Genomic DNA, 19,135 nt, shown 5'->3' on the forward strand with positions numbered 1-19,135 from the left:
CCACTCAGTAGCCTCGGCTACCTTGTAGGCGTGCCGAAGACGTCGCCTTCCTCACGCCGTGGCCGCATCCTCCGCCGGGGGGCGGCCCTGCTGGTCCTGCTCGCCGTCGCCGGGTATCTCGCCGTGCAGTACGTCACCGGCGGCGCGCACGCGCCGGGCTGCGCGGTCGTCTCCGCCACGGGGGACGGCGCACGGTACGAGTTCACGCCGGAGCAGGCGGTGAACGCGGCGACGATCGCCGCGGTCGGCACCGGGCGGGGGCTGCCGGAGCGGGCGGTGACGATCGCGCTCGCGACCGCGCTGCAGGAGTCGGCGCTGCGCAACATCGAGCACGGCGACCGTGACTCGCTGGGCCTGTTCCAGCAGCGGCCGTCGCAGGGCTGGGGCACCCAGAAGCAGATCATGGACCCGACCTACGCGGCCGGCGCCTTCTACGAGCACCTGGCCAAGGTCCCGGACTACACCCGGCTGCCGCTGACGGAGGCAGCGCAGCGCGTGCAGCGCAGCGGCTTCCCGGAGGCGTACGCCAAGCACGAGCCGGACGCGAGGCTGCTGGCCGCCGCCCTCACCGGCCGCGCGGCCGCCACCCTGACCTGCGACGGCCGTCCGGACGCCACGCCCACCGCGGGGACGGACCGGGTGCGGGCGGCGCTGGTGCGGGACTTCGGGCACGACGCGCTGCAGGCGGCCGCCGCCGAGGTGGGTGCCGGCACGGCGTCGCCCACGCCGTCCGGCGCGCGGGGCGCGAGCGGGGACGGGCGGACCGTGGTGCTGCCCGTGACCGCGGACGGGAGGGCCGGAGAGAAGCGCGCGGCCGGTGAGCGCGGCTGGCAGCTGGCGCACTGGGCCGTGGCCAACGCGTCCCGGCTGGACATCGAGCGGGTGGCCTACGCGGGGCGGGAGTGGACCGCCGGGCACACCGACAGCCGGTGGCGGACGAGCGGGGCGCGGGGCGCCACGGAGAGCGGGAGCGCCGCGGACGCGGTCCGGATCACGACGACCCGGTAGTACGCGCACGCGTTCAGGGACTCACTCGTCGGGGTCACCGCGGGTGTCGCCGGGCGCCGGGGCGGGCAGGCTTCCCGCCGCTCGGCCGCACGCGGCCAAACCCCTTGTGAGCAAAGGGATGTAAGGGTTCCGCATACTTTTCGACGCTGTGCGCTATGCCCCTGTTTGTCCGCAGGCGATTATGCGACGCATTGCCAACTCTTTACATTGACGCGCCGCAACCTTCCCGGCCTTCGAGCGGTAGTCACTGCGCCGAGCCCGGAGATCAACAGCCTGTCGGTCAACTGCCGGGCCTGGTCGGACACTTCATCGTTCTCACCCGACTTACCCGTCGAAGGAGCATCATGACCCTCCCCCTGACCCGCCGGATCGCCCGTGCCGCGCTGATCGTCGCTGCGGGAGCGGCTGCCGGGGTCGGTGCGGCCGGCTCCGCCAGCGCGGCCCCCGAACTGCCCGACGCGTCCAAGCTCGGCGGGCTCTCCACCCTGGACGGCGCGAGCGTCGTCGACGGCGCCGCCCAGAACGCCGCCGGGATCGCGAGCGGTGCCGTCGACAGCGCGGTCGACCAGGCGCTGCCGACGGCCACGAAGACCGGCCACAAGGTCACCAAGAAGGGCACGAAGGCCGCCAAGAAGGCCGGCGGCAAGGTGACGAAGACCGGCGGCAAGGTCGCGAAGAAGGCCGCCCCGGCCACCCAGCGGACCGCGGGCGGCGTGGCCGGCTCCGTCGGCACCGTCCTCGGCGACACCGCGGGGGCCGCCACCCAGGGCGGGCTGCCCACCACCGGCTCGCTGCCGGTGCAGGGCCTTCCGATCGGCTGACGCAGCCGGCGGCGGACGACAGCGGCGGGGTCCGGGACGCTTCCCGGACCCCGCCGCTCCGCGTGTCTCAGGCCAGCCGCTCGACCGCGGCCCGCACCCGCTCGTCGGTGGCCGTGAACGCCACCCTCACATGCCGGGCGCCGGCCTCGCCGTAGAAGTCGCCGGGCGCCACCAGGACGCCGCGCTCGGCGAGGTGCGCCACCGTCGACCAGCAGGACTCGTCCCGCGTGGCCCACAGGTACAGGCTCGCCTCGCTGTGCTCGATCCGGAAGCCGTGGCCCTCCAGGGCCGTGCGCAGGGCGGCGCGGCGGGCCGCGTAGCGCTCGCGCTGGACGCGGACGTGCTCGTCGTCGCCCAGGGCCGCCACCACGGCCGCCTGGGTCGGCGCGGACGTCATCATGCCGCCGTGCTTGCGGATCTCCAGCAGCGGGGCCAGCACGCCCGGGTCGCCCGCCAGGAAGGCGGCGCGGTATCCGGCGAGGTTCGAGCGCTTGGACAGCGAGTGCACGGCGACCAGGCCGTCGTACGAACCGCCGTTGACGTCCGGGTGCAGGACGGAGACCGGCTCGGCCTCCCAGCCCAGCTCCAGGTAGCACTCGTCGGAGAACACCAGGACGCCGTGCTCCCGGGCCCAGGCGACGATCCGGGTCAGCTCCTGCTTCGAGAGGACCTCGCCGGTGGGGTTGGACGGCGAGTTCAGCCAGAGCAGCTTCAGCCCGCGCGGGTCCAGCTCGGTCGGGTCGTCGTACACCTCGTACCCGGCGCGTGCCAGCCGCGCGCCCACCTCGTACGTCGGGTAGGCCAGCCGGGGGTAGGCCACCCGGTCGCCGGGGCCGAGGCCCAGCTGCGTGGGGAGCCAGGCGACCAGTTCCTTCGAGCCGACGACCGGCAGGACGTGCCGGCGGGTGACCTCGCGGGCGCCGAGCCGGCGCTCCACCCAGCCGGTGATCGCGTCCCGCAGCGCCGGGGTGCCCCACACGGTGGGATAGCCCGGGGAGTCCGCCGCGTCGACCAGCGCCTTCTGGATCAGCTCGGGGACCGGGTCGACCGGTGTGCCGACCGAGAGGTCGACGATGCCGTCCGGGTGCGCTGCGGCCGTCTTCTTGTACGGCTCCAGCTTGTCCCAGGGGAAGGCCGGGAGGCGGTCGGAGACTGCGGACACGGGATGTCGCTCACTTTCTGGTACGGCCGGACACGGCAACGCCCCGGTCCCGTACGGCGGTCGAGGCCGTACGGGACCGAGGCGGCACGCTGTGCGGGTCGCCGATGGGGATTACCCGTTCTGCGGCGGCAGCGCGGCGATGAAGGGGTGGTCCCGCTCGATCAGACCGAGCTTGCTGGCGCCGCCGGGGGAGCCGAGCTCGTCGAAGAACTCGACGTTCGCCTTGTAGTAGTCCTTCCACTCCTCCGGAGTGTCGTCCTCGTAGAAGATCGCCTCGACCGGGCAGACCGGCTCACAGGCACCGCAGTCGACGCATTCGTCCGGGTGGATGTACAAGGACCGCTGGCCCTCGTAGATGCAGTCGACCGGGCACTCCTCGATGCACGCCTTGTCCTTGACGTCGACACAAGGCTGCGCGATGACGTAGGTCACGCTGTCGTTCCTCCTCGATTGGGCGCTGGCGGGCCTCCTCAGGCTCCGCCGCCTGGCGCGCGGGAGCGCGGCGTCGTCGATGCCCGCCCCTAGTATCTCCGTTCTTGGGCATGATCCGAACAGGAGGGGTGAACAGACCTGTGGAAATCTCTGCGACGGGGCGCCTTGAGGTCCGTATCACCGCTGCTGACGTGGGCAAACGGGTCTCCGTACGCTGCCTGGCCGATGCCGCTGGTTCGGGTGAGAAGTTCACCGACACGGTGGGCGTGCTCGCATCGTGGGACGACGGTGTGCTGCTGATCACACGGAAGAGTGGTGAAACCGTCCACATCCCGGAAGCCTCGCTGGTCGCCGGGAAGGTGGTGCCGGCCGCTCCGGCCCGCCGCCGCGGTCCCGCCGCGACCTACGAGGAGCTCGCGCGTGTCGCCGCGCGCGCGTGGCGGCCCGTGGAGAGCGATCGGCTCGGCGCCTGGGAGCTGCGCGCCGCCGCCGGTTTCACCCGCCGCGCCAACTCCGTGCTGCCGCTGGGCGACCCCGGGCTGCCGCTGGACGCCGCGCTCGACGCCGTGCGCCACTGGTACGCCGCCCGGGGCCTGCCCGCGTACGTGCAGACCGCGACGGGCGCCGAGGGCACCCAGGAGCGGCTGTGCGCGGAGCTGGAGCGGCGCGGCTGGGAGCGCGAGGTGACCGCCGAGCTGTGGGTCGGGGCGCTGGCGCCGGTCGCCGACCGGCACGAGGGCTCCGGAGTGGTGCTGGGCCGGGAAGCGGACGAGGCTTGGCTTGCGCGGTATCAGCGCAAGGGAGTGAGCGACGTGGCCCTGAAGGTGCTGGGCAGCGGTCCCTCGGTGTGGTTCGCGTCCGTCCCCGCCGGGGACGGCGAGGCGCCCGCCGCGATCGGGCGCTGCGTGGTGGACGGCCGGTGGGCCGGGTTCTCCGCGGTCGAGGTCGATCCGGCGCTGCGGCGGCGGGGGCTGGCCCGCCGGGTGATGGCCGCGCTGTCGGCGCGGGCCCTGGACGAGGGGGCGTCGGCGGCCTGGCTCCAGGTCGAGACGGACAACGCGGGCGCGCGCGGGCTGTACGCCGGGATGGGCTTCGCCGCGCACCACGCGTACCACCACTACCGATCCGCCTGAGCGGCGGTAGCGATCACCGTGGAAGGGCACGAGCCGGCTATGCGTCCCTTGTATCCCCCGTCCCCCGAGCGCTCCGCCGAGCTGCGGCGGCGGTTCGCCGAGGAGGCGCGGTCCGAGCGGCCCGACCTGTCCGCGCTCTGCCTGCTCATCGGGGCCGAGGCGGACGGGGAGCTGGACGAGCCGGGCATGGACGCCGCGCAGATGGAGCTGGACGACCTGGCGGGCCGGCTGCCGTACCGGCCGGGCGGGCCGCGCGCGTGGGCGGTGGCGCTGCGGGAGCTGCTCGGCGAGCGGTACGGGTTCCGCGGCTGCGCGGCGGACTACGAGCGGCTGGAGTCGTCGCTGCTGCACCAGGTGCTGCTGCGACGCAGGGGGCTGCCGATCCTGCTGTCGGTCGTGTGGATGGAGGTGGCCCGGCGGGCCGGGGCCCCGGTGTACGGGGTCGCGCTGCCCGGGCACTTCGTGGTGGGGTTCGGCCCCGCCGAGGAGCAGGTGCTCGCCGACCCGTTCGACGGAGGGCGGGTGCTGACCGGATCCGACGCGGAGTTGCTGGTGGCCGGGGCCACGGGGGCGCCGCTGGAGCCGTCGATGCTGACGCCGGCCGATCCGCTGGAGGTGGTGATGCGGATCCTCAACAACGTGCGGGCGTGGGCCGCGGCCCGGCCCGAGCGGACGGACGTGGCGCTGTGGGCGGTGGAGCTGTCGCTGCTGCTTCCGGCGCACCCGGCCCGGCTGCGGTTCGAGCGGGGCACGCTGCTGGTCCGGCGCGGTGACTTCGTGCGGGGGGCCGCGGAGCTGGAGGAGTACGCGGAGCTGATCGACGTGGTGGACGAGGGCGCCGCGGAGCGGGTGCGCGCGGAGGCCCGCGCCGCCCGGGCCCTGCTGAACTGACCTACAGCCAGCCCTTCTCCCTCGCTGTGCGCACCGCCTCCGCGCGGTTGCGGGCCGCCAGTTTCTGGATCGCCGTCGACAGGTAGTTGCGGACCGTGCCCTGGGACAGGTGCAGGGCCGCCGCGAGTTCGGCGTTGGTGGACCCGTCCTCCGCCGCGCGCAGCACCTCCCGCTCGCGGTCGGTGAGCGGGTTGGCGCCCTCGGCGAGGGCCGCCGCGGCGAGGGTCGGGTCGATGACCCGCTCCCCCGCCAGCACCTTCCTGATCGCCTCGGCCAGTTGGGCCGCCGGGGCGTCCTTGACGAGGAACGCGTCGGCGCCGGACTCCATCGCGCTGCGGAGGTAGCCGGGGCGGCCGAACGTGGTGAGGACGACCAGCTTCACGGCGGGCAGCTCGGCGTGCAGGAGGGCGGCCGCCTCGATGCCGGTCGCGCCCGGCATCTCGATGTCGAGCAGGGCCACGTCCACGTCGTGCGCGCGGGCCGCCGCCAGCACCTCGTCGCCGCGGGCCGCCTGGGCGACCACCTCGATGTCGTCCTCCAGGCCGAGCAGGGCGGCCAGGGCCTCGCGCACCATGGACTGGTCCTCGGCGAGGAGGACCTTGATCGTCGGGCTCATGCGCCGGATCCTACGTCCGCCGGGACACCCGTGGCCGGGGCGCGGGCGATCAGGCGGAAACCGTGCCGGGTCCCGCCCGCCTCCAGGGTGCCGCCGGCCTGGGTCAGGCGTTCCGTCAGGCCGGTCAGGCCGTTCCCCGGGCCGCCGCCGGCGCCGCCGGGGCCGTCGTCCTCCACGGCGAGTTCCACGAGCGGGCCGTCCAGCGTCCGGCGGCGCAGGAGCTCCACCGTGCAGCGCCGGGCGCCGCTGTGGCGCACGACGTTGGTGACGGCCTCGCGCAGCGCCCAGGCCAGGGCCGTCTCGCTGTCCTCCGGGACACCCGTGAGGTCCGGTTCGGCGGGGAGCTCGGCGGTGATGCCGGCCGCCGTCAACGCGACCTGGGCGCCCGCCAGTTCCTCCAGGAGCCGGGGTCTGCGGTAGCCCGCGACGGCGGCCCGGACGTCGACGAGCGCCTGCCGGCTGACCTGTTCGATGTCGGCGACCTGCTGGGCCGCCTTGTCCGGGTGGCCCGGGAGCATCCGGCCCGCCAGCTCGCTCTTCAGCGTGATCAGGGACAGCGAGTGACCGAGCAGGTCGTGCAGGTCGCGGGCGAGCCGCAGCCGTTCCTCGTTGGCGGCGAGCCGGGCGACCGTGGCGCGGGCCTCCCGCAGCTCCGTCGTCGTGCGGATGAGCTCCCGCACGCCGGTCATGGAGAAGCCGCCGAGCAGGGCCGGGAAGAGCAGTCCGGTCAGGAAGGACGTACCGCCCGGCACCACCAGGGCGGCGCCGGTGAGCAGGGCGGACACGGCCGGGATCGTCCAGCGGGCCAGGCGGAACGGCAGCGCGGCACCCGACGCGATGGCCACGTACACGTACAGCACGAGCCATTGCCGGCCCAGGGTCAGGCTGAGCACGGTCGACTGGGCGGCCAGCACCGCCAAGGAGCCGAGGACGACGGCGTTGTGCTCGCCGCGTCCGGCGCGGGAGACCAGGGCGAAGTACCAGGCGACGAAGGCGGCCAGGCCGATCCAGCCGAGGACCACGACGCCGTCGCCGTGGCCTCCGTGCAGCAGGTCGTCGACCGGCGCGCCCAGGTAGGCCAGCCAGATGCCGATCCAGAGGAACTTCACGACGCGCTGTCTGCGGTTCCGCGGGCGCTGCCCCATGCCGACGCTGCTCACGCCTTCAGCGTGTCCTTTCGGTACGGCCCGGCCGCGCCGCCGCCGGCCGGCACGAAGAGCACGGCGAGGAGGGCGACGTCCCCGGCGTCCGGGGCCTGACTCTGTTCGATGGCCTGACCCGGTGCAGCGTACGCGCGGGTGGCCGGCACGGCTGTCGTCGTCATGGGTCCAGCCTCGCCGCCGGGCGGGGGCCCCGGCAGTGCCGCCCGTCCTGTGTGCCGGATGACGGATGTCATACGACGGCAGGGGGCACCCGGCGTGTGCCGTGTGCCCCCTGGCCTGCCGAACCGTCGCTAGCTGGGGTTGGTGTCGATGGTGACCGTGCGCTCCGCCGGGGTCTTGCCGCGCAGTGCCTTGCGCAGGGCGGACGCGACGTCCTCCGGGAGGACGTCCCGCTTGCCGCTGGCGCCGTTGATCTGCACCCCCGCGAAGGTGGTGCCGTAGGCCGTCTTGAGGGCCGTCAGGTCGTAGGTGTCGACGAGCTTGCCGTCGACGGCCTTCGCTCCGAGGATCTTCGGCAGGGACAGCGAGCCGAACTGGATGCTGTGGGCGGCGTCCGTCTGGATGGTGACCTTCTGGGCCATCGCCGGTTCGGCGAACTCCTTCATGAACCGGTCGACCTCCGCCTTGGCGACGGTCGGCTGCCGGGTGGTCGTCGCCACCTGGACCGCCGGGGACCGGCCCGTCTCCACCTGGGTGCGGTACGCCGCCTCGACGGCGGACGTCGAGCGGGCGACGTCGATGCCGGCGCCGGGCTTGCCGTACACGGCGACCGCCTTGCCGGTCTTGAACGAGACCGTGCCCTCGGTCACCGACCCGCTGCCGCCGGAGGCGGCCTGGAGGGCGGCGTGCAGCTTCTCCTCGTCGGTGGGCATGACCGGCTCGACGACCCGCTGGTTGCCGAACAGGGAGCCGATGACGGAGACCGGGTTGTAGTCGCTGCTGGCGGCGTCGCTCACCGTCTGCTGCATGTCGAACTGGAGCCCGGCCTTGTCCGGGTCCAGCGGGACGGTGCGCCCGCCCACCGACAGCTTCAGCGGCTTGCCGACCCGGTCCTCGAAGGCGTCGTCGAGTTTCTTCACGGCGTCGTCGCGGGTGCCGCCGCCGATGTCGACGCCGAGCACGGTGGTGCCCTTGGGCACGTCGGTGTGGTTCATCAGCAGACCGGCGCCGTACAGGCCGCCCGCGAGGACGACCAGGCCGCCGCCGAGCAGCGCCAGCTTGCTGCGGCCCTTCTTCTTGGGCGCGCGGGCCGCCGGGGTGCTCGGCGCGGCCGGTTCGGGCGCGGCGGCGCCCGGCCCCCGGGAACCGCCCTGCGGGCCACCGGACACGACCGGGATGCCGCTGGTGACGGTGTGCCCGGAGACGTTGTCAGCGACGCCGTGGTGCGGGTGACCGGGCCCGGGAGCGTGCTTCTGCGGGGTGAGGATCGCGGTGTCGTCGCTCAGGCCGCCGCCGGGGACGTGGCCCGGGGCGTGCGGGGCGGCGCCGGGACGGCCCGGGCCCGCGTGGACGCCGGGCGCGCCCGGACCGGCCGGGCCGGGGCGCATGGGCCCGCGGGGCCTGCCGGAGCCGCCGCCCGCGAGGGGCGGGCCGTCGCCGGTGACGGGGCCGGTCGTCGGGCCGGCGGGACCCTGCGGACCGCCGCCGGGGCCGCCGCGGCCGAAGTCGTTCGGGCCGTTGAAGTCGTCGATGCCGCCGGGGTCGCCGGGGCCGTCCGGGGCGTTGAAGTCGGCGGCCGGGTCGATGTTGCCGGGACCGCTGTAGCCGCCCTGGGGGGCGTGGCCGTTCGGGCCGCCGGAGCCGTTCCCGGAGAAGTACGGCAGGTCGTCGCGGCGCGCGTCACCGGCGGGCGGACGCGCGCCGGTGCCGCCGGACGCGCCGGTGCCGCCGCGCGGTCCGGCCGCGAGCGCCTCGGTGACGTCGAAGGAGCCGGTGCCGCCGCCGTGTCCGGGGGCCACCGGGCCGCCGGTCGCGCCGGGCAGCCCCGTGCCGGTGCCGCCGGACGTGCGGGCGCCGGGCACGCTCACCGAGCCGACGACGCCGCCGGGCCGTCCGGAACCGGCGCCGGGGCCCTTGGGGCCGGTGGCGGCCGGTCCCGAACCAGCGGGCGCACCTGATCCGTTGCCCGAGGGGCCGCTCTGAGGTCCCTTGGCGGAAGGGGACTTGCGCGGCGCGAACCACTCGCTGGCCCTCTCCTCCGCCGGTGCCCCGGGTTCGGCCGCCGGTCCGGCGGGGGCCGGGCCCGCGGAGGGGACGGCGGGCGCCTGGGTCTCCTGGGTGTCCGCGGCGGCGCCGGGCTTCCCGCTGTCGGAGACGGGCTTGCGCACGACGACCGGCGGGATCGGCCGTGATCCGGGGATGTTGATCCGGATGCGGGTCGTCAGCGTGGTCTCGGTCTTGCGTTCCTCCGGCGCGCCCGAACGGGCCGCGTCCGCACCGCTCTCGGAAGCCACGGGGGTCCCGTACGGCGGCGTCCCCGAAGGGTATGCGGCTCCGCCGCGCCCGTCGGGCCCGGAGGACGGAGTGTCAGTTTCACGACTCAAGGCAGGTTCTCCCGGTTGGCTCCGCCGCCCGTACCTCACTGCGTCGGGCGGCTCGGCGGCGCGCACCACCATACTGGCCACTTCTGACGCGTATCCCATGACCGCCTGGGAAACCCACACGGGACTCGCACGTGCACGGTATGAAGAAGTGGTACGTCACTTGCGAAGTCGGACCCCGTCACCACCCGGTTGCCGTAGCGGGGCAAGGGTGGCGCAGATCACAGCCACAGCCATGCCGCCGAGCAGGAAGAGGTAGGCGGAGGCTCCTGTGCCGAAGACGAAGTCGCCCTCGGGGCGGCTGGCGGTGAGCAGGATGACGGTGACCGCCCAGCCCGCGGCGGCGGCGACGGCTCCGCCCCGGCTGCCCGTGGCGCGGGCGGCACCGAGCATCAGCCCGGCCTCCCCCACGAGCGCGAGCAGCAGGCCGCCCGGGAACCAGGCGGGCTGCACCAGCGCCCCGGCGATCCCGACCAGGGCGCCGAGCACGAGGAGCCCCAGGTAGGCGAGGGCCCGGGGGACGGAGGGCCCCTTCAGCGGCCGGACGAGCATCGAACTCATGACGTCTCCTCGATCCCCGCGAACAGGTCGGTCTCGGGGGCGCCGGCGGGCTCCCCCTGCACCAGCTCGTAGTACTCGGTGGTCAGCAGGGGCTGGGCGAGCTCGTTGGACAGCGCGAAGTACCGGCCGGACACCTCGATCTGCGTGGCGTGCGCCCGCATCGCGGCGGCCTTGGCGCCGGCGTGCGCGGTGCCGTCGACGACGGTGGTGATCCGCTCGTCCTCGACGACGCCGGGGACGTCGGCCGCCGTGGCGGACTTGGTGAACGGCAGGCCGGGCAGATCCGCCTGGAGCCGGACGAACGCCTCGTCCACGGCGGTGCGCGGGACGCGGTTCCAGTAGATCTTGGGGATGCGCCAGCCGGCCTCGGCGGCCAGCTCGGCGCCGCGCATGGCGACGCGGTGGGCCTGGATGTGGTCGGGGTGCCCGTACCCGCCGTTCGGGTCATAGGTGACGAGGACCTGGGGGCGCACCTCGAGGATGACGTCCACGAGCGCGCGGGCCGCCTCGTCGAGGTCCGCCTGCCACAGGCACGCGGCGTCGTCGTTGTCGGCGGTGCCCATCATCCCGGAGTCCTCGTAGCGGCCCGGGCCGCCGAGCTGACGGAAGTCCTCGACGCCCAGCTCGCGCATGGCGGCGGTGAGCTCGCCGAGGCGGTACTCGCCCAGCGCGGCACCGGTCAGATGGCGCAGCCCGGCGGGGATGACCTCGCCGTGCTCACCGAGGGTGCAGGTGACCAGCGTGACCCGCGCCCCCTCGGCCGCGTACTTGGCCATGGTGACGCCGTTGTTGATCGACTCGTCGTCCGGGTGCGCGTGCACCAGGAGGAGACGCCGGGCAGGCAGTTCCGTCATGGGGCCACCCTACGAGGCGCCTGCTGCCCCCACCCGGCGGCCTGGCACCGTGCGGCGCCGCCGTCCCCGCGGCCGGACCGGGCCGCGAACGGCGGCGGGGCATGTCCACGGCGGGCACCTGTCGTTCTCCGTGAGGAGGTCGTCGCGCTCGGTGACTTGTCCGGCGCTTGTCCGGTGGTGTCCGGGCTTGTCGGTACCGGTCGGGCGGGTACGGAGCGGGTCGGTACGGCCGTACGACGGAGGGGCGCGACATGTCTGTGGACGGGGAGATCCGGCGGCTCAAGAGCGAGGCCGACGAACCGGGTTGGGAGGTGGACCCGGACGACGACTGGGGTGTCGCGGTCGTCGCGACCGTGGGGCGGCAGCTGAAGCTCCGCCGGGAGGCGGTGGGGATGCGCGCCGCCGCGTTCGGGGAGGCCGTGGGGTACGGCGAGGACATGGTCTACAAGATCGAGGCGGGCAAGCGGATCCCCCGGCCCGAGTACCTGGACCTGGCGGACGAGGTACTGGGCGCCGGCGGGCTGCTCTCCGCGATGAAGGAGGACGTGAAGAAGGTCCGGTATCCCAAGAAGGTGCGGGATCTGGCGCAGTTGGAGGCGCGGGCCGTGGAGATCGGGGTGTACGAGTGCAGCAATATCGCCGGGCTGCTGCAGACCGCCGGACACACGCGGGCCCTGCTGGAATCGTGGCAGCCCGCCTACTCGCCCGAGGACCTGGAGCGGCGCGTCGCCGCGCGTATCGCCAGGCGCTCCGTCTTCGACCGCTCGCCGGCCCCTTCTCTCAGCTTCGTCCTGGAAGAGTCGACGCTCCGCCGCAGGGTCGGAGGCACAATGGTGCGGCGACAGCAGTTCGAACGCCTGCTGGAAGTCGGGCGGTTCAGCAACGTCGCCCTCCAGGTGATGCCGATGGACAGCGCGGCCCATCCCGGCATGAGCGGGAGGATCGAAGTGCTGAAGTTCGAGGACGGAACAGCCGTGGGACGTTCGGACGGTGCGTTCAACGGCCGGCCGACGTCCGATCCGAGGCAGCTCCGCGTTCTCGACCTGCGCTATGGCACCATCCGGGCGCTGGCGCTCCCGCCGCGGGAGTCACTGGCACTCATCGAGCGACTGCTGGGAGAGACATGATCCGCGAGACCGCCGGGGACGCCTACGAGTTGGCCTGGCGCAAGAGCAGTTACAGCAGCGGCCCCGACGGCGACTCCTGTGTAGAGGTCGCCCGTACCCCGCGTGCCGTCCACGTCCGCGACTCCAAGGACGCCGCCGGGCCGCGGCTGGCGGTCACGCCCGCGGTCTGGGCCGGGTTCGTGGCGTACGCCGCCGGGCGGTGAGTGGGGCGGGCTCCGGACCGTGGGGTGCGGAGCCCGAGGGTGGCGCGCGGCTCAGAACTTGATGCTGCCGATCATGCCCGCGATGTTCGTCGTCAGCTCACTGATCGTGGGCGCGACGGTCGAGGACGCCAGGTAGAAGCCGAGCAGCATGCAGACGATCGCATGGCCCGCCTTCAGCCCTGACTTCTTGATCAACAGGAAGACGATGATCGCCAGCAGCACCACCGCCGAAATCGAGAGTGCCACGGCGGCTCACCTCCAAGAATCCCAAGCGGGGGTCGGTCTATGGGGGCAGATAAATCCATGCAGCAAGCCAGCAGGTTCATACCCACTATGCGACAGTGATCATAACTATCCGTACGTGCGCACTGGTCGGCGCACAGCCGCACAAGGGGGCGCACTGGCCAATATGGTCGGGGCATGACGACCGAGCCAGTCTCCTTCCCCCGGCGGCACGCCCGCACCCAGAGGTTCACCTTGGGAGCGCCCCGCGCGTTCACGGTGGCGCCGGACGGTTCCCGTGCCGTGTTCCTGCGCTCCTCCTCCGGTACCGACCCGGCGAACTCGCTGTGGGTGCTCGACACGGCGGACGGCCAGGAGCGCGTGACGGCGGACCCGCGCGCCCTGCTGGGCGGGGCGTCGGAGGACCTCCCGCCCGAGGAGCGCGCGCGACGCGAACGCAGCCGCGAGGGGGGCGCCGGCATCGTCTCCTACGGCACCGACGCGACCGTCGAGCTGGCCTCGTTCGCCCTGTCGGGGCGGCTGTTCACGGCGGAGCTGCGGGCCGGCACGGCCCGTGAACTGCCCGTGCGCGGACCGGTGATCGACCCGCGCCCCTCCCCCGACGGACGGCACGTCGCGTACGTGGCACGGGGCGCCCTGCGGGTGGTCGGCGCGGAGGGCGAGGACGACCGGGCGCTCGCCGAGCCGGAGTCCGACGGGGTCACGTACGGGCTGGCCGAGTTCATCGCGGCCGAGGAGATGGGCCGTCACCGGGGGTACTGGTGGAGCCCCGAGTCGGACCGGCTGCTGGTGGCTCGGGCGGACGACACGCCGGTGCAGCGGTGGTGGATCTCCGACCCGGCCCATCCCGACCGGGCGCCGCGGCAGGTGCCGTACCCGGCGGCGGGGACGCCCAACGCGGAGGTCCGGCTCTTCGTGGTCGGCCTGGACGGGGCCCGCACCGAGGTCTCCTGGGACCGGGCGCGCTATCCGTATCTGGCGCGAGTGCACTGGTCAGCGGCGGGTGCGCCACTGCTGCTCGTACAGGCGCGCGACCAGCGCAGCCAGCTTTTCCTGGCCGTGGACCCGGCTACGGGGAGGACCCGGATGGTGCACGCCGACGAAGATCCACAATGGCTGGAACTTTTCCCTGGTGTGCCGTGCTGGAGCCCCTCCGGGCACCTGGTGCGCATCGCCGACGAGGGCGGCGCGCGGGTGCTGGCGGTGGGTGAGCGCCCGCTGACGGGGCCGCAGTTGCATGTGCGCGCGGTGCTCGACGTGTCCGCCGACGACGTGCTGGTCTCGGCGTCGGCCGGGGCCTCGGCGACCGATCCCGAGATCGGCGAGGTCCATGTGTACCGGGTGAACGAGCTCGGCGTGGAACGCGTCTCGCAGGAGCCCGGCGTGCACTCGGCGGTGCGCGCGGGAGGCGTCACGGTGCTCGTCTCCCACACGCCGGATCGGCCCGGGGCCCGGGTCCAGGTGCTGCGCGACGGCAAGCGGATTGGCTTGGTCCGGTCGCATGCCGAAGATCCTGGGGTGCCCCTTCGGCTCACTCTCACCGAGGGGGGCGCACGGCGCATCCCGTGCGCCGTGCTTATGCCTCGGGACTACGCCGGTGACACCCCCCTCCCGGTCCTGCTCGACCCCTATGGAGGGCCGCACGGCCAGCGGGTGGTGGCCGCCCACAACGCGCATCTGACCTCCCAGTGGTTCGCCGACCAGGGCTTCGCCGTGATCGTCGCCGACGGCCGGGGCACCCCGGGCCGCTCACCTGCCTGGGAGAAGGCCGTCAAGGACGACATCGCGGCGGTCGTGGTCGAGGACCAGGTCGACGCCCTGCACGACCTCGCCGGCCGCTTCCCGCTCGACCTCGGCCGGGTGGCCATCCGCGGCTGGTCCTTCGGCGGCTATCTCGCGGGCCTCGCGGCGCTGCGCCGCCCCGACGTCGTCCACGCGGCCGTCGTCGGCGCCCCCGTCACCGACCTGCGCCTGTACGACACCCACTACCAGGAGCGCTACCTCGGGCACCCCGACGAACAGCCGGAGGTCTACCGGCGCAACTCCCTGATCGACGACGCCGGTCTGGTGGACGCGGCCGAGCCGCACCGCCCGATGATGATCGTGCACGGCCTGGTGGACGACAACGTGGTCGTCGCCCACTCGCTGCGGCTGTCCTCGGCCCTGCTCGCCGCCGGCCGGCCGCACGAGGTGCTGCCGCTGTCCGGGGTGACGCACATGACCCCGCAGGAGGAGGTCGCCGAGAACCTGCTGCTGCTCCAGCTCGACTTCCTGAGGCGATCGCTCGGGCTCATGTAGACGGCGACGGACCGGGGCGCCCGTGGGCTCCCCGGTCCGTCTACGGCACCCGCACGGCCGTACGCTGTTCAGCGTGACGCGTCCGTATATCGGAACCGGGTCGGTCAAGTTGCCCGCGTGTTAACGCGGTTCGTGGGTCTTTGCGGCGTTACGGGCGGGCCTCCGCGGCCACCACCTGCTTCTCCTCCGCGAAGTGGCACGCCGACGGGTGGGCCGCCGGGCCCCCCGCCGCGCGCAGCGGCTCCGGCACCGCGAGCACCGGCGCCTCCTCGGCACAGCGCTCGCGCGCCTTGAAGCAGCGGGTGCGGAAACGGCAGCCGGACGGCACCTGGGTCGGGGACGGGACGTCGCCGGTGAGGATGATCCGCTCACGGCGGGTGCGGGCCCGCGGGTCGGGGACCGGGACGGCGGAGAGCAGCGCCTGGGTGTAGGGGTGCGTCGGATGGTCGTAGATCTCGGCGTCCCCGCCGGTCTCCACGATCCGCCCGAGGTACATCACGCCGACCCGGTCCGAGATGTGCCGGACGATCGACAGGTCGTGGGCGATGAAGACGTACGAGAGGCCGAACTCCCGCTGCAGGCGCGCCATCAGGTTGATCACCTGGGCCTGCACGGAGACGTCGAGCGCGGAGACCGGCTCGTCGGCGACGATGATCTCCGGGCGCAGCGCCAGGCCGCGCGCGATGCCGATGCGCTGGCGCTGCCCGCCGGAGAACTGGTGCGGGTAGCGGTTGATGTGCTCGGGGTTGAGCCCGACCACGTCGAGCAGTTCGCGCACCCGGCGGCGCCGGTCGCCCTTCGGGGCCACCTCGGGATGGATGTCGTACGGCTCCCCGACGATGTCGCCCACCGTCATCCGGGGGTTGAGCGAGGTGTACGGGTCCTGGAAGACCATCTGGATGTTGCGGCGCACGGCCTTCAGGGCCCGGCCCGACAGCCTCGTGATGTCCTCGCCCTTGTACCGGATGGTCCCGGCCGTCGGGCGTTCCAGGTTGACCAGCATCCGCGCGACCGTCGACTTGCCGCAGCCGGACTCCCCCACGACGCCGAGGGTCTCGCCGCGGTGGAGGGTGAGGTCGACGCCGTCGACCGCCCGCACGGAGCCGATCTGCTTGCGCAGCAGGACGCCCCGGGTGAGCGGGTAGTGCTTCACCAGTCCCTCGACCTCGAGGATCGCCTCAGGCATGCAGGCACTCCGTCCGGAAGTGGCAGGCGCTGCCGCGCACCTCGGAGACCGCGTACAGCGGGGGCTCGTCGGAGCGGCAGACGTCCCGGGCCATCGGGCAGCGGGGGTGGAAGGCGCACCCGGGCGGGATGCGCGTGAGGTTGGGAGGCAGCCCCCTGATCGCGGTCAGCTCCCGGCCCTTGAGGTCGAGCCGGGGGACGGACTCGAGCAGACCCCGGGTGTACGGGTGGGCGGGCGCCTTGTAGAGGTCGTGGACCGGCGCCGACTCCACGAGCCGGCCCGCGTACATCACGGCGATCCGATCGGCGACGTCGGCGACCACCCCGAGGTCGTGGGTGATCAGGACGAGCCCCATCCGGTACTCGCGCCGCAGCTCGGCGAGCAGGTCCATCACCTGTGCCTGCACGGTGACGTCGAGAGCGGTGGTCGGCTCGTCGGCGATGACGAGCGCCGGTTCGAGCGCGATCGCCATGGCGATCATGATGCGCTGGCGCATCCCGCCGGAGAACTGGTGCGGGTACTGCTTCACGCGCTCGCGGGCGCCCGGGATACGCACCCGGTCCATCAGCTCGACGGCCTTGGCGCGGGCGTCCTTGCGGGACATGCCCCGGTGCACGACGAACATCTCGCCGAGCTGGTCGCCGACGGTCAGCACCGGGTTCAGGGACGACAGGGCGTCCTGGAAGATCATCGCCATCTCGGCGCCACGGACCCGCCGCCGCTCCTCCTCGCCGAGCTTCAGCAGGTCGCGGCCCCGGAACAGCACCTCGCCGCCGGTGATCCGCCCCGGCGGCGAGTCCAGGATGCCCATGACCGCCTGCGCGGTCACCGACTTGCCGGAGCCGGACTCGCCGAGCACCGCGAGCGTCTCCCCCGCGTCCACGCCGAAGCTGACGCCGTTGACGGCACGGGCGATCCCGTCCCGGGTGCGGAACTCCACCTTCAGGTCGCGTACGTCGAGCAGCATCGCGTCCCTCACCTCAGCTTCGGGTCGAGGGCGTCGCGCACCGCGTCGCCCAGCATGATGAAGGCCAGGACGGTGACCGCCAGCGCCCCCGAGGGCCACAGCAGCGCGTGCGGGGCGGTGCGGATGTACGGGGAGGCGGCCGAGATGTCGATGCCCCAGGACACGCTCGGCGGCTTCAGGCCCACACCGAGGTAGGACAGGGTGGCCTCCAGGGCGATGTACGTCCCGAGCGCGATCGTGGCCACCACGATCACCGGGGCGACCGCGTTGGGCGCGATGTGCCGCAGCAGCAGACGGGCCGGGGAGGCGCCGAGGGCACGGGCGGCCTGCACGTAGTCGTTCTGCTGGACGGTGATGACCGCGCCCCGGGCGATCCGGGAGATCTGCGGCCAGCCGAGCAGCACGATGAACCCGACCACCGGCCAGACCGAGTCGGCGGTCACCACCGACAGCAGGACAAGGCCGCCGAGGACGACCGGGATGGCGAAGAAGACGTCGGTGATCCGCGACAGCACGGCGTCCCACCAGCCGCCGAAGAACCCGGCGAGCGCGCCCAGCACCGAGCCGAGGACGGCCACCCCGAGCGTGGCGCAGACGCCGACGACGACGGACGTACGGGCGCCGTACACGGTGCGGGTGAAGACGTCGCAGCCCTGGCCGTCGAAGCCGAAGGGGTGGCCGGGCGCGGAGCCCTGCTGGGCCCGGGCGAGGTCGCACTTCAGGGGGCTGCCGGAGGTGATCAGGGAGGGCCACACGGAGATGACGGCCAGGAAGAGGATGACCAGGGCCGAGACCAGGAAGACGGGGTTGCGGCGCAGGTCGCGCCAGGCGTCGGACCACAGGCTGCGGGGCCGGTCGGCGGCCTGGGCCGGGTCGGCCGCGGGCGGGACGGGCTCGCCCGCTCCGCCGGGGGCGGCCGGCGGGCGCCGTACCGCCCCCGCCTCGGTCGCGCTCAGGTCCATCGCGCCGCCCCCGGCCATCACCCCCTTGGGTGGGAACGGCTGTTCAGGCATAGCGGATCCTCGGGTCGAGTACGGCGTACAGCAGGTCGACGACCAGGTTGCAGAGCAGGAAGACGAGGACGAGGACCGTCACGAAGCCGACGACCGTCTGGGTGTTCTGGCGCAGGATGCCCTGGTAGAGCTGGTAGCCGACGCCGTGGATGTTGAAGATCCGCTCGGTGACGATGGCGCCGCCCATCAGGAAGCCGATGTCGGCGCCGACGAACGTGACGACGGGGATGAGGGAGTTGCGCAGCAGGTGCCGGGTGACGACCCGGCGCCGGGGCAGGCCCTTGGCGACGGCCGTGCGGACGTAGTCGGAGCGCAGGTTCTCCGCGATGGACGTGCGGGTCAGCCGGGTGACGTAGGCCAGGGACACCGACGCGAGGACGAGGCCGGGCAGGAGCAGTTCCCCGAAGGGGGCCGCCGGGGACACCGACGGCCTGATCCAGCCCCACTCGACGCCGAGCAGCAGCTGGAGCAGCAGGCCGGTGACGAACGTGGGGACGGAGATGACCACGAGGGTGAGCAGCAGCACCCCGGTGTCGACGGGACGCCCGCGGCGCAGACCGGTGAGGACGCCGAGGGTGACCCCGATGAGGATCTCGAAGCAGATCGCCACGATCGTCAGCCGCAGGGTGACCGGGAAGGCCGTGGACATCAGCTCGGTGACCTCCTGGCCGTTGAACGCGGTCCCGAAGTCCCCGGTGAACACGTTCCCCAGGTAGGTCAGGTACTGCCGCCACACGGGCTGGTCGAGGCCGAACTCCTGCCGGAGCCGCGCGGCCGTCGCCGGGTCGCACTGGCGGTCGCCGCACAGGCCCGCGACGGGGTCGCCCATCACGTTCACCATGAGGAAGATCAGCAGGGTGGAGCCGATGAACACCGGGATCATCTGCACCAGGCGCCGGACGACGTACCGTCCCATG

General features: G+C 73.5%; 19 protein-coding genes and 1 pseudogene. 7 read left to right on the plus strand and 13 right to left on the minus strand.

Annotated elements, in window-relative coordinates:
• Positions 1-30: 30 nt before the first annotated feature.
• The gene (locus ABZ899_RS13270; protein WP_361344963.1) at positions 31-1,008 is read left to right on the plus strand and encodes a heavy metal transporter; all 978 of its coding nucleotides are present in this window, start codon (positions 31-33) and stop codon (positions 1,006-1,008) included.
• 344 nt (positions 1,009-1,352) lie between these two features.
• Positions 1,353-1,829: an ATP-binding protein gene (locus tag ABZ899_RS13275; RefSeq protein WP_361344965.1), complete on the plus strand. Its 477-nt coding sequence runs from the start codon at positions 1,353-1,355 to the stop codon at positions 1,827-1,829.
• Positions 1,830-1,896: 67 nt separating this feature from the next.
• Here the strand turns inward: ABZ899_RS13275 and ABZ899_RS13280 are convergent, their stop codons facing one another.
• Positions 1,897-2,991 (minus strand): bifunctional succinyldiaminopimelate transaminase/glutamate-prephenate aminotransferase, encoded by a 1,095-nt coding sequence (locus ABZ899_RS13280; protein WP_361344966.1) that lies wholly within the window; start codon positions 2,989-2,991, stop codon positions 1,897-1,899.
• A 111-nt stretch (positions 2,992-3,102) separates the two neighbouring features.
• Positions 3,103-3,423, minus strand: a complete 321-nt coding sequence (gene fdxA, locus ABZ899_RS13285) for a ferredoxin (protein ID WP_010474859.1) — start codon at positions 3,421-3,423, stop codon at positions 3,103-3,105.
• A gap of 110 nt (positions 3,424-3,533) precedes the next feature.
• Between fdxA and ABZ899_RS13290 the strand changes: the two genes are divergently transcribed.
• Positions 3,534-4,556 (plus strand): GNAT family N-acetyltransferase, encoded by a 1,023-nt coding sequence (locus ABZ899_RS13290; RefSeq protein WP_361344967.1) that lies wholly within the window; start codon positions 3,534-3,536, stop codon positions 4,554-4,556.
• A 39-nt stretch (positions 4,557-4,595) separates the two neighbouring features.
• Positions 4,596-5,447, plus strand: a complete 852-nt coding sequence (locus ABZ899_RS13295) for a transglutaminase-like domain-containing protein (RefSeq protein ID WP_361344969.1) — start codon at positions 4,596-4,598, stop codon at positions 5,445-5,447.
• A gap of 1 nt (position 5,448) precedes the next feature.
• Here the strand turns inward: ABZ899_RS13295 and ABZ899_RS13300 are convergent, their stop codons facing one another.
• From ABZ899_RS13300 to mshB, 6 genes and pseudogenes are all read right to left on the minus strand, one after another.
• Complete coding sequence (locus tag ABZ899_RS13300) at positions 5,449-6,063, minus strand: response regulator transcription factor (RefSeq protein ID WP_361344971.1); 615 nt, start codon at positions 6,061-6,063, stop codon at positions 5,449-5,451.
• Positions 6,060-7,223 (minus strand): histidine kinase, encoded by a 1,164-nt coding sequence (locus tag ABZ899_RS13305; protein WP_361344973.1) that lies wholly within the window; start codon positions 7,221-7,223, stop codon positions 6,060-6,062. Before ABZ899_RS13305 ends, ABZ899_RS13300 begins: the two co-directional genes overlap by 4 nt.
• A pseudogene (locus ABZ899_RS13310) lies at positions 7,220-7,372 on the minus strand (ABC transporter permease); the annotation flags it as partial. The pseudogene ABZ899_RS13310 and the gene ABZ899_RS13305, both read right to left, overlap by 4 nt.
• A gap of 144 nt (positions 7,373-7,516) precedes the next feature.
• Positions 7,517-9,769: a hypothetical protein gene (locus ABZ899_RS13315; RefSeq protein ID WP_361344975.1), complete on the minus strand. Its 2,253-nt coding sequence runs from the start codon at positions 9,767-9,769 to the stop codon at positions 7,517-7,519.
• A 156-nt stretch (positions 9,770-9,925) separates the two neighbouring features.
• The gene (locus tag ABZ899_RS13320) at positions 9,926-10,327 is read right to left on the minus strand and encodes a DUF6113 family protein (RefSeq protein ID WP_361344977.1); all 402 of its coding nucleotides are present in this window, start codon (positions 10,325-10,327) and stop codon (positions 9,926-9,928) included.
• Positions 10,324-11,181: an N-acetyl-1-D-myo-inositol-2-amino-2-deoxy-alpha-D-glucopyranoside deacetylase gene (gene mshB, locus ABZ899_RS13325; protein ID WP_361344978.1), complete on the minus strand. Its 858-nt coding sequence runs from the start codon at positions 11,179-11,181 to the stop codon at positions 10,324-10,326. The genes ABZ899_RS13320 and mshB overlap by 4 nt, the downstream gene beginning before the upstream one ends.
• 251 nt (positions 11,182-11,432) lie before the next feature.
• Between mshB and ABZ899_RS13330 the strand changes: the two genes are divergently transcribed.
• Both ABZ899_RS13330 and ABZ899_RS13335 read left to right on the plus strand, forming a co-directional pair.
• On the plus strand, positions 11,433-12,308 hold the full coding sequence (locus tag ABZ899_RS13330; RefSeq protein ID WP_361344980.1) for a helix-turn-helix transcriptional regulator: 876 nt from the start codon (positions 11,433-11,435) through the stop codon (positions 12,306-12,308).
• Positions 12,305-12,511 (plus strand): DUF397 domain-containing protein, encoded by a 207-nt coding sequence (locus ABZ899_RS13335; RefSeq protein ID WP_361344982.1) that lies wholly within the window; start codon positions 12,305-12,307, stop codon positions 12,509-12,511. Before ABZ899_RS13330 ends, ABZ899_RS13335 begins: the two co-directional genes overlap by 4 nt.
• 51 nt (positions 12,512-12,562) lie before the next feature.
• Here ABZ899_RS13335 and ABZ899_RS13340 read toward each other — a convergent pair whose 3' ends face one another.
• Positions 12,563-12,757 (minus strand): hypothetical protein, encoded by a 195-nt coding sequence (locus ABZ899_RS13340; RefSeq protein WP_003992731.1) that lies wholly within the window; start codon positions 12,755-12,757, stop codon positions 12,563-12,565.
• A gap of 174 nt (positions 12,758-12,931) precedes the next feature.
• On the opposite strand from ABZ899_RS13340, the gene ABZ899_RS13345 reads away from it, so the two are divergent.
• Complete coding sequence (locus ABZ899_RS13345) at positions 12,932-15,052, plus strand: alpha/beta fold hydrolase (protein ID WP_361344984.1); 2,121 nt, start codon at positions 12,932-12,934, stop codon at positions 15,050-15,052.
• Between the two features lie 148 nt (positions 15,053-15,200).
• Here ABZ899_RS13345 and ABZ899_RS13350 read toward each other — a convergent pair whose 3' ends face one another.
• Genes ABZ899_RS13350 through ABZ899_RS13365 form a run of 4 tightly spaced genes read right to left on the minus strand, consistent with a single transcriptional unit; the run spans position 15,201 to position 19,134 of the window.
• Positions 15,201-16,238 (minus strand): dipeptide ABC transporter ATP-binding protein, encoded by a 1,038-nt coding sequence (locus tag ABZ899_RS13350; RefSeq protein WP_361344986.1) that lies wholly within the window; start codon positions 16,236-16,238, stop codon positions 15,201-15,203.
• A complete protein-coding gene (locus tag ABZ899_RS13355; RefSeq protein WP_361344988.1) occupies positions 16,231-17,205 on the minus strand; it encodes an ABC transporter ATP-binding protein in 975 nt (324 codons plus the stop codon). The genes ABZ899_RS13350 and ABZ899_RS13355 overlap by 8 nt, the downstream gene beginning before the upstream one ends.
• 8 nt (positions 17,206-17,213) lie before the next feature.
• Positions 17,214-18,218, minus strand: coding sequence for an ABC transporter permease (locus ABZ899_RS13360; RefSeq protein ID WP_361344989.1), 1,005 nt, complete (start codon positions 18,216-18,218; stop codon positions 17,214-17,216).
• Positions 18,211-19,134 carry an ABC transporter permease gene (locus ABZ899_RS13365; protein ID WP_361344991.1) on the minus strand — a complete coding sequence of 308 codons (924 nt, stop codon included), beginning with the start codon at positions 19,132-19,134 and terminating at the stop codon, positions 18,211-18,213. The genes ABZ899_RS13360 and ABZ899_RS13365 overlap by 8 nt, the downstream gene beginning before the upstream one ends.
• Position 19,135 lies beyond the last annotated feature (1 nt).

Source organism: Streptomyces sp. NPDC046859 (genome assembly GCF_040645135.1).
Lineage (GTDB): Bacteria > Actinomycetota > Actinomycetes > Streptomycetales > Streptomycetaceae > Streptomyces.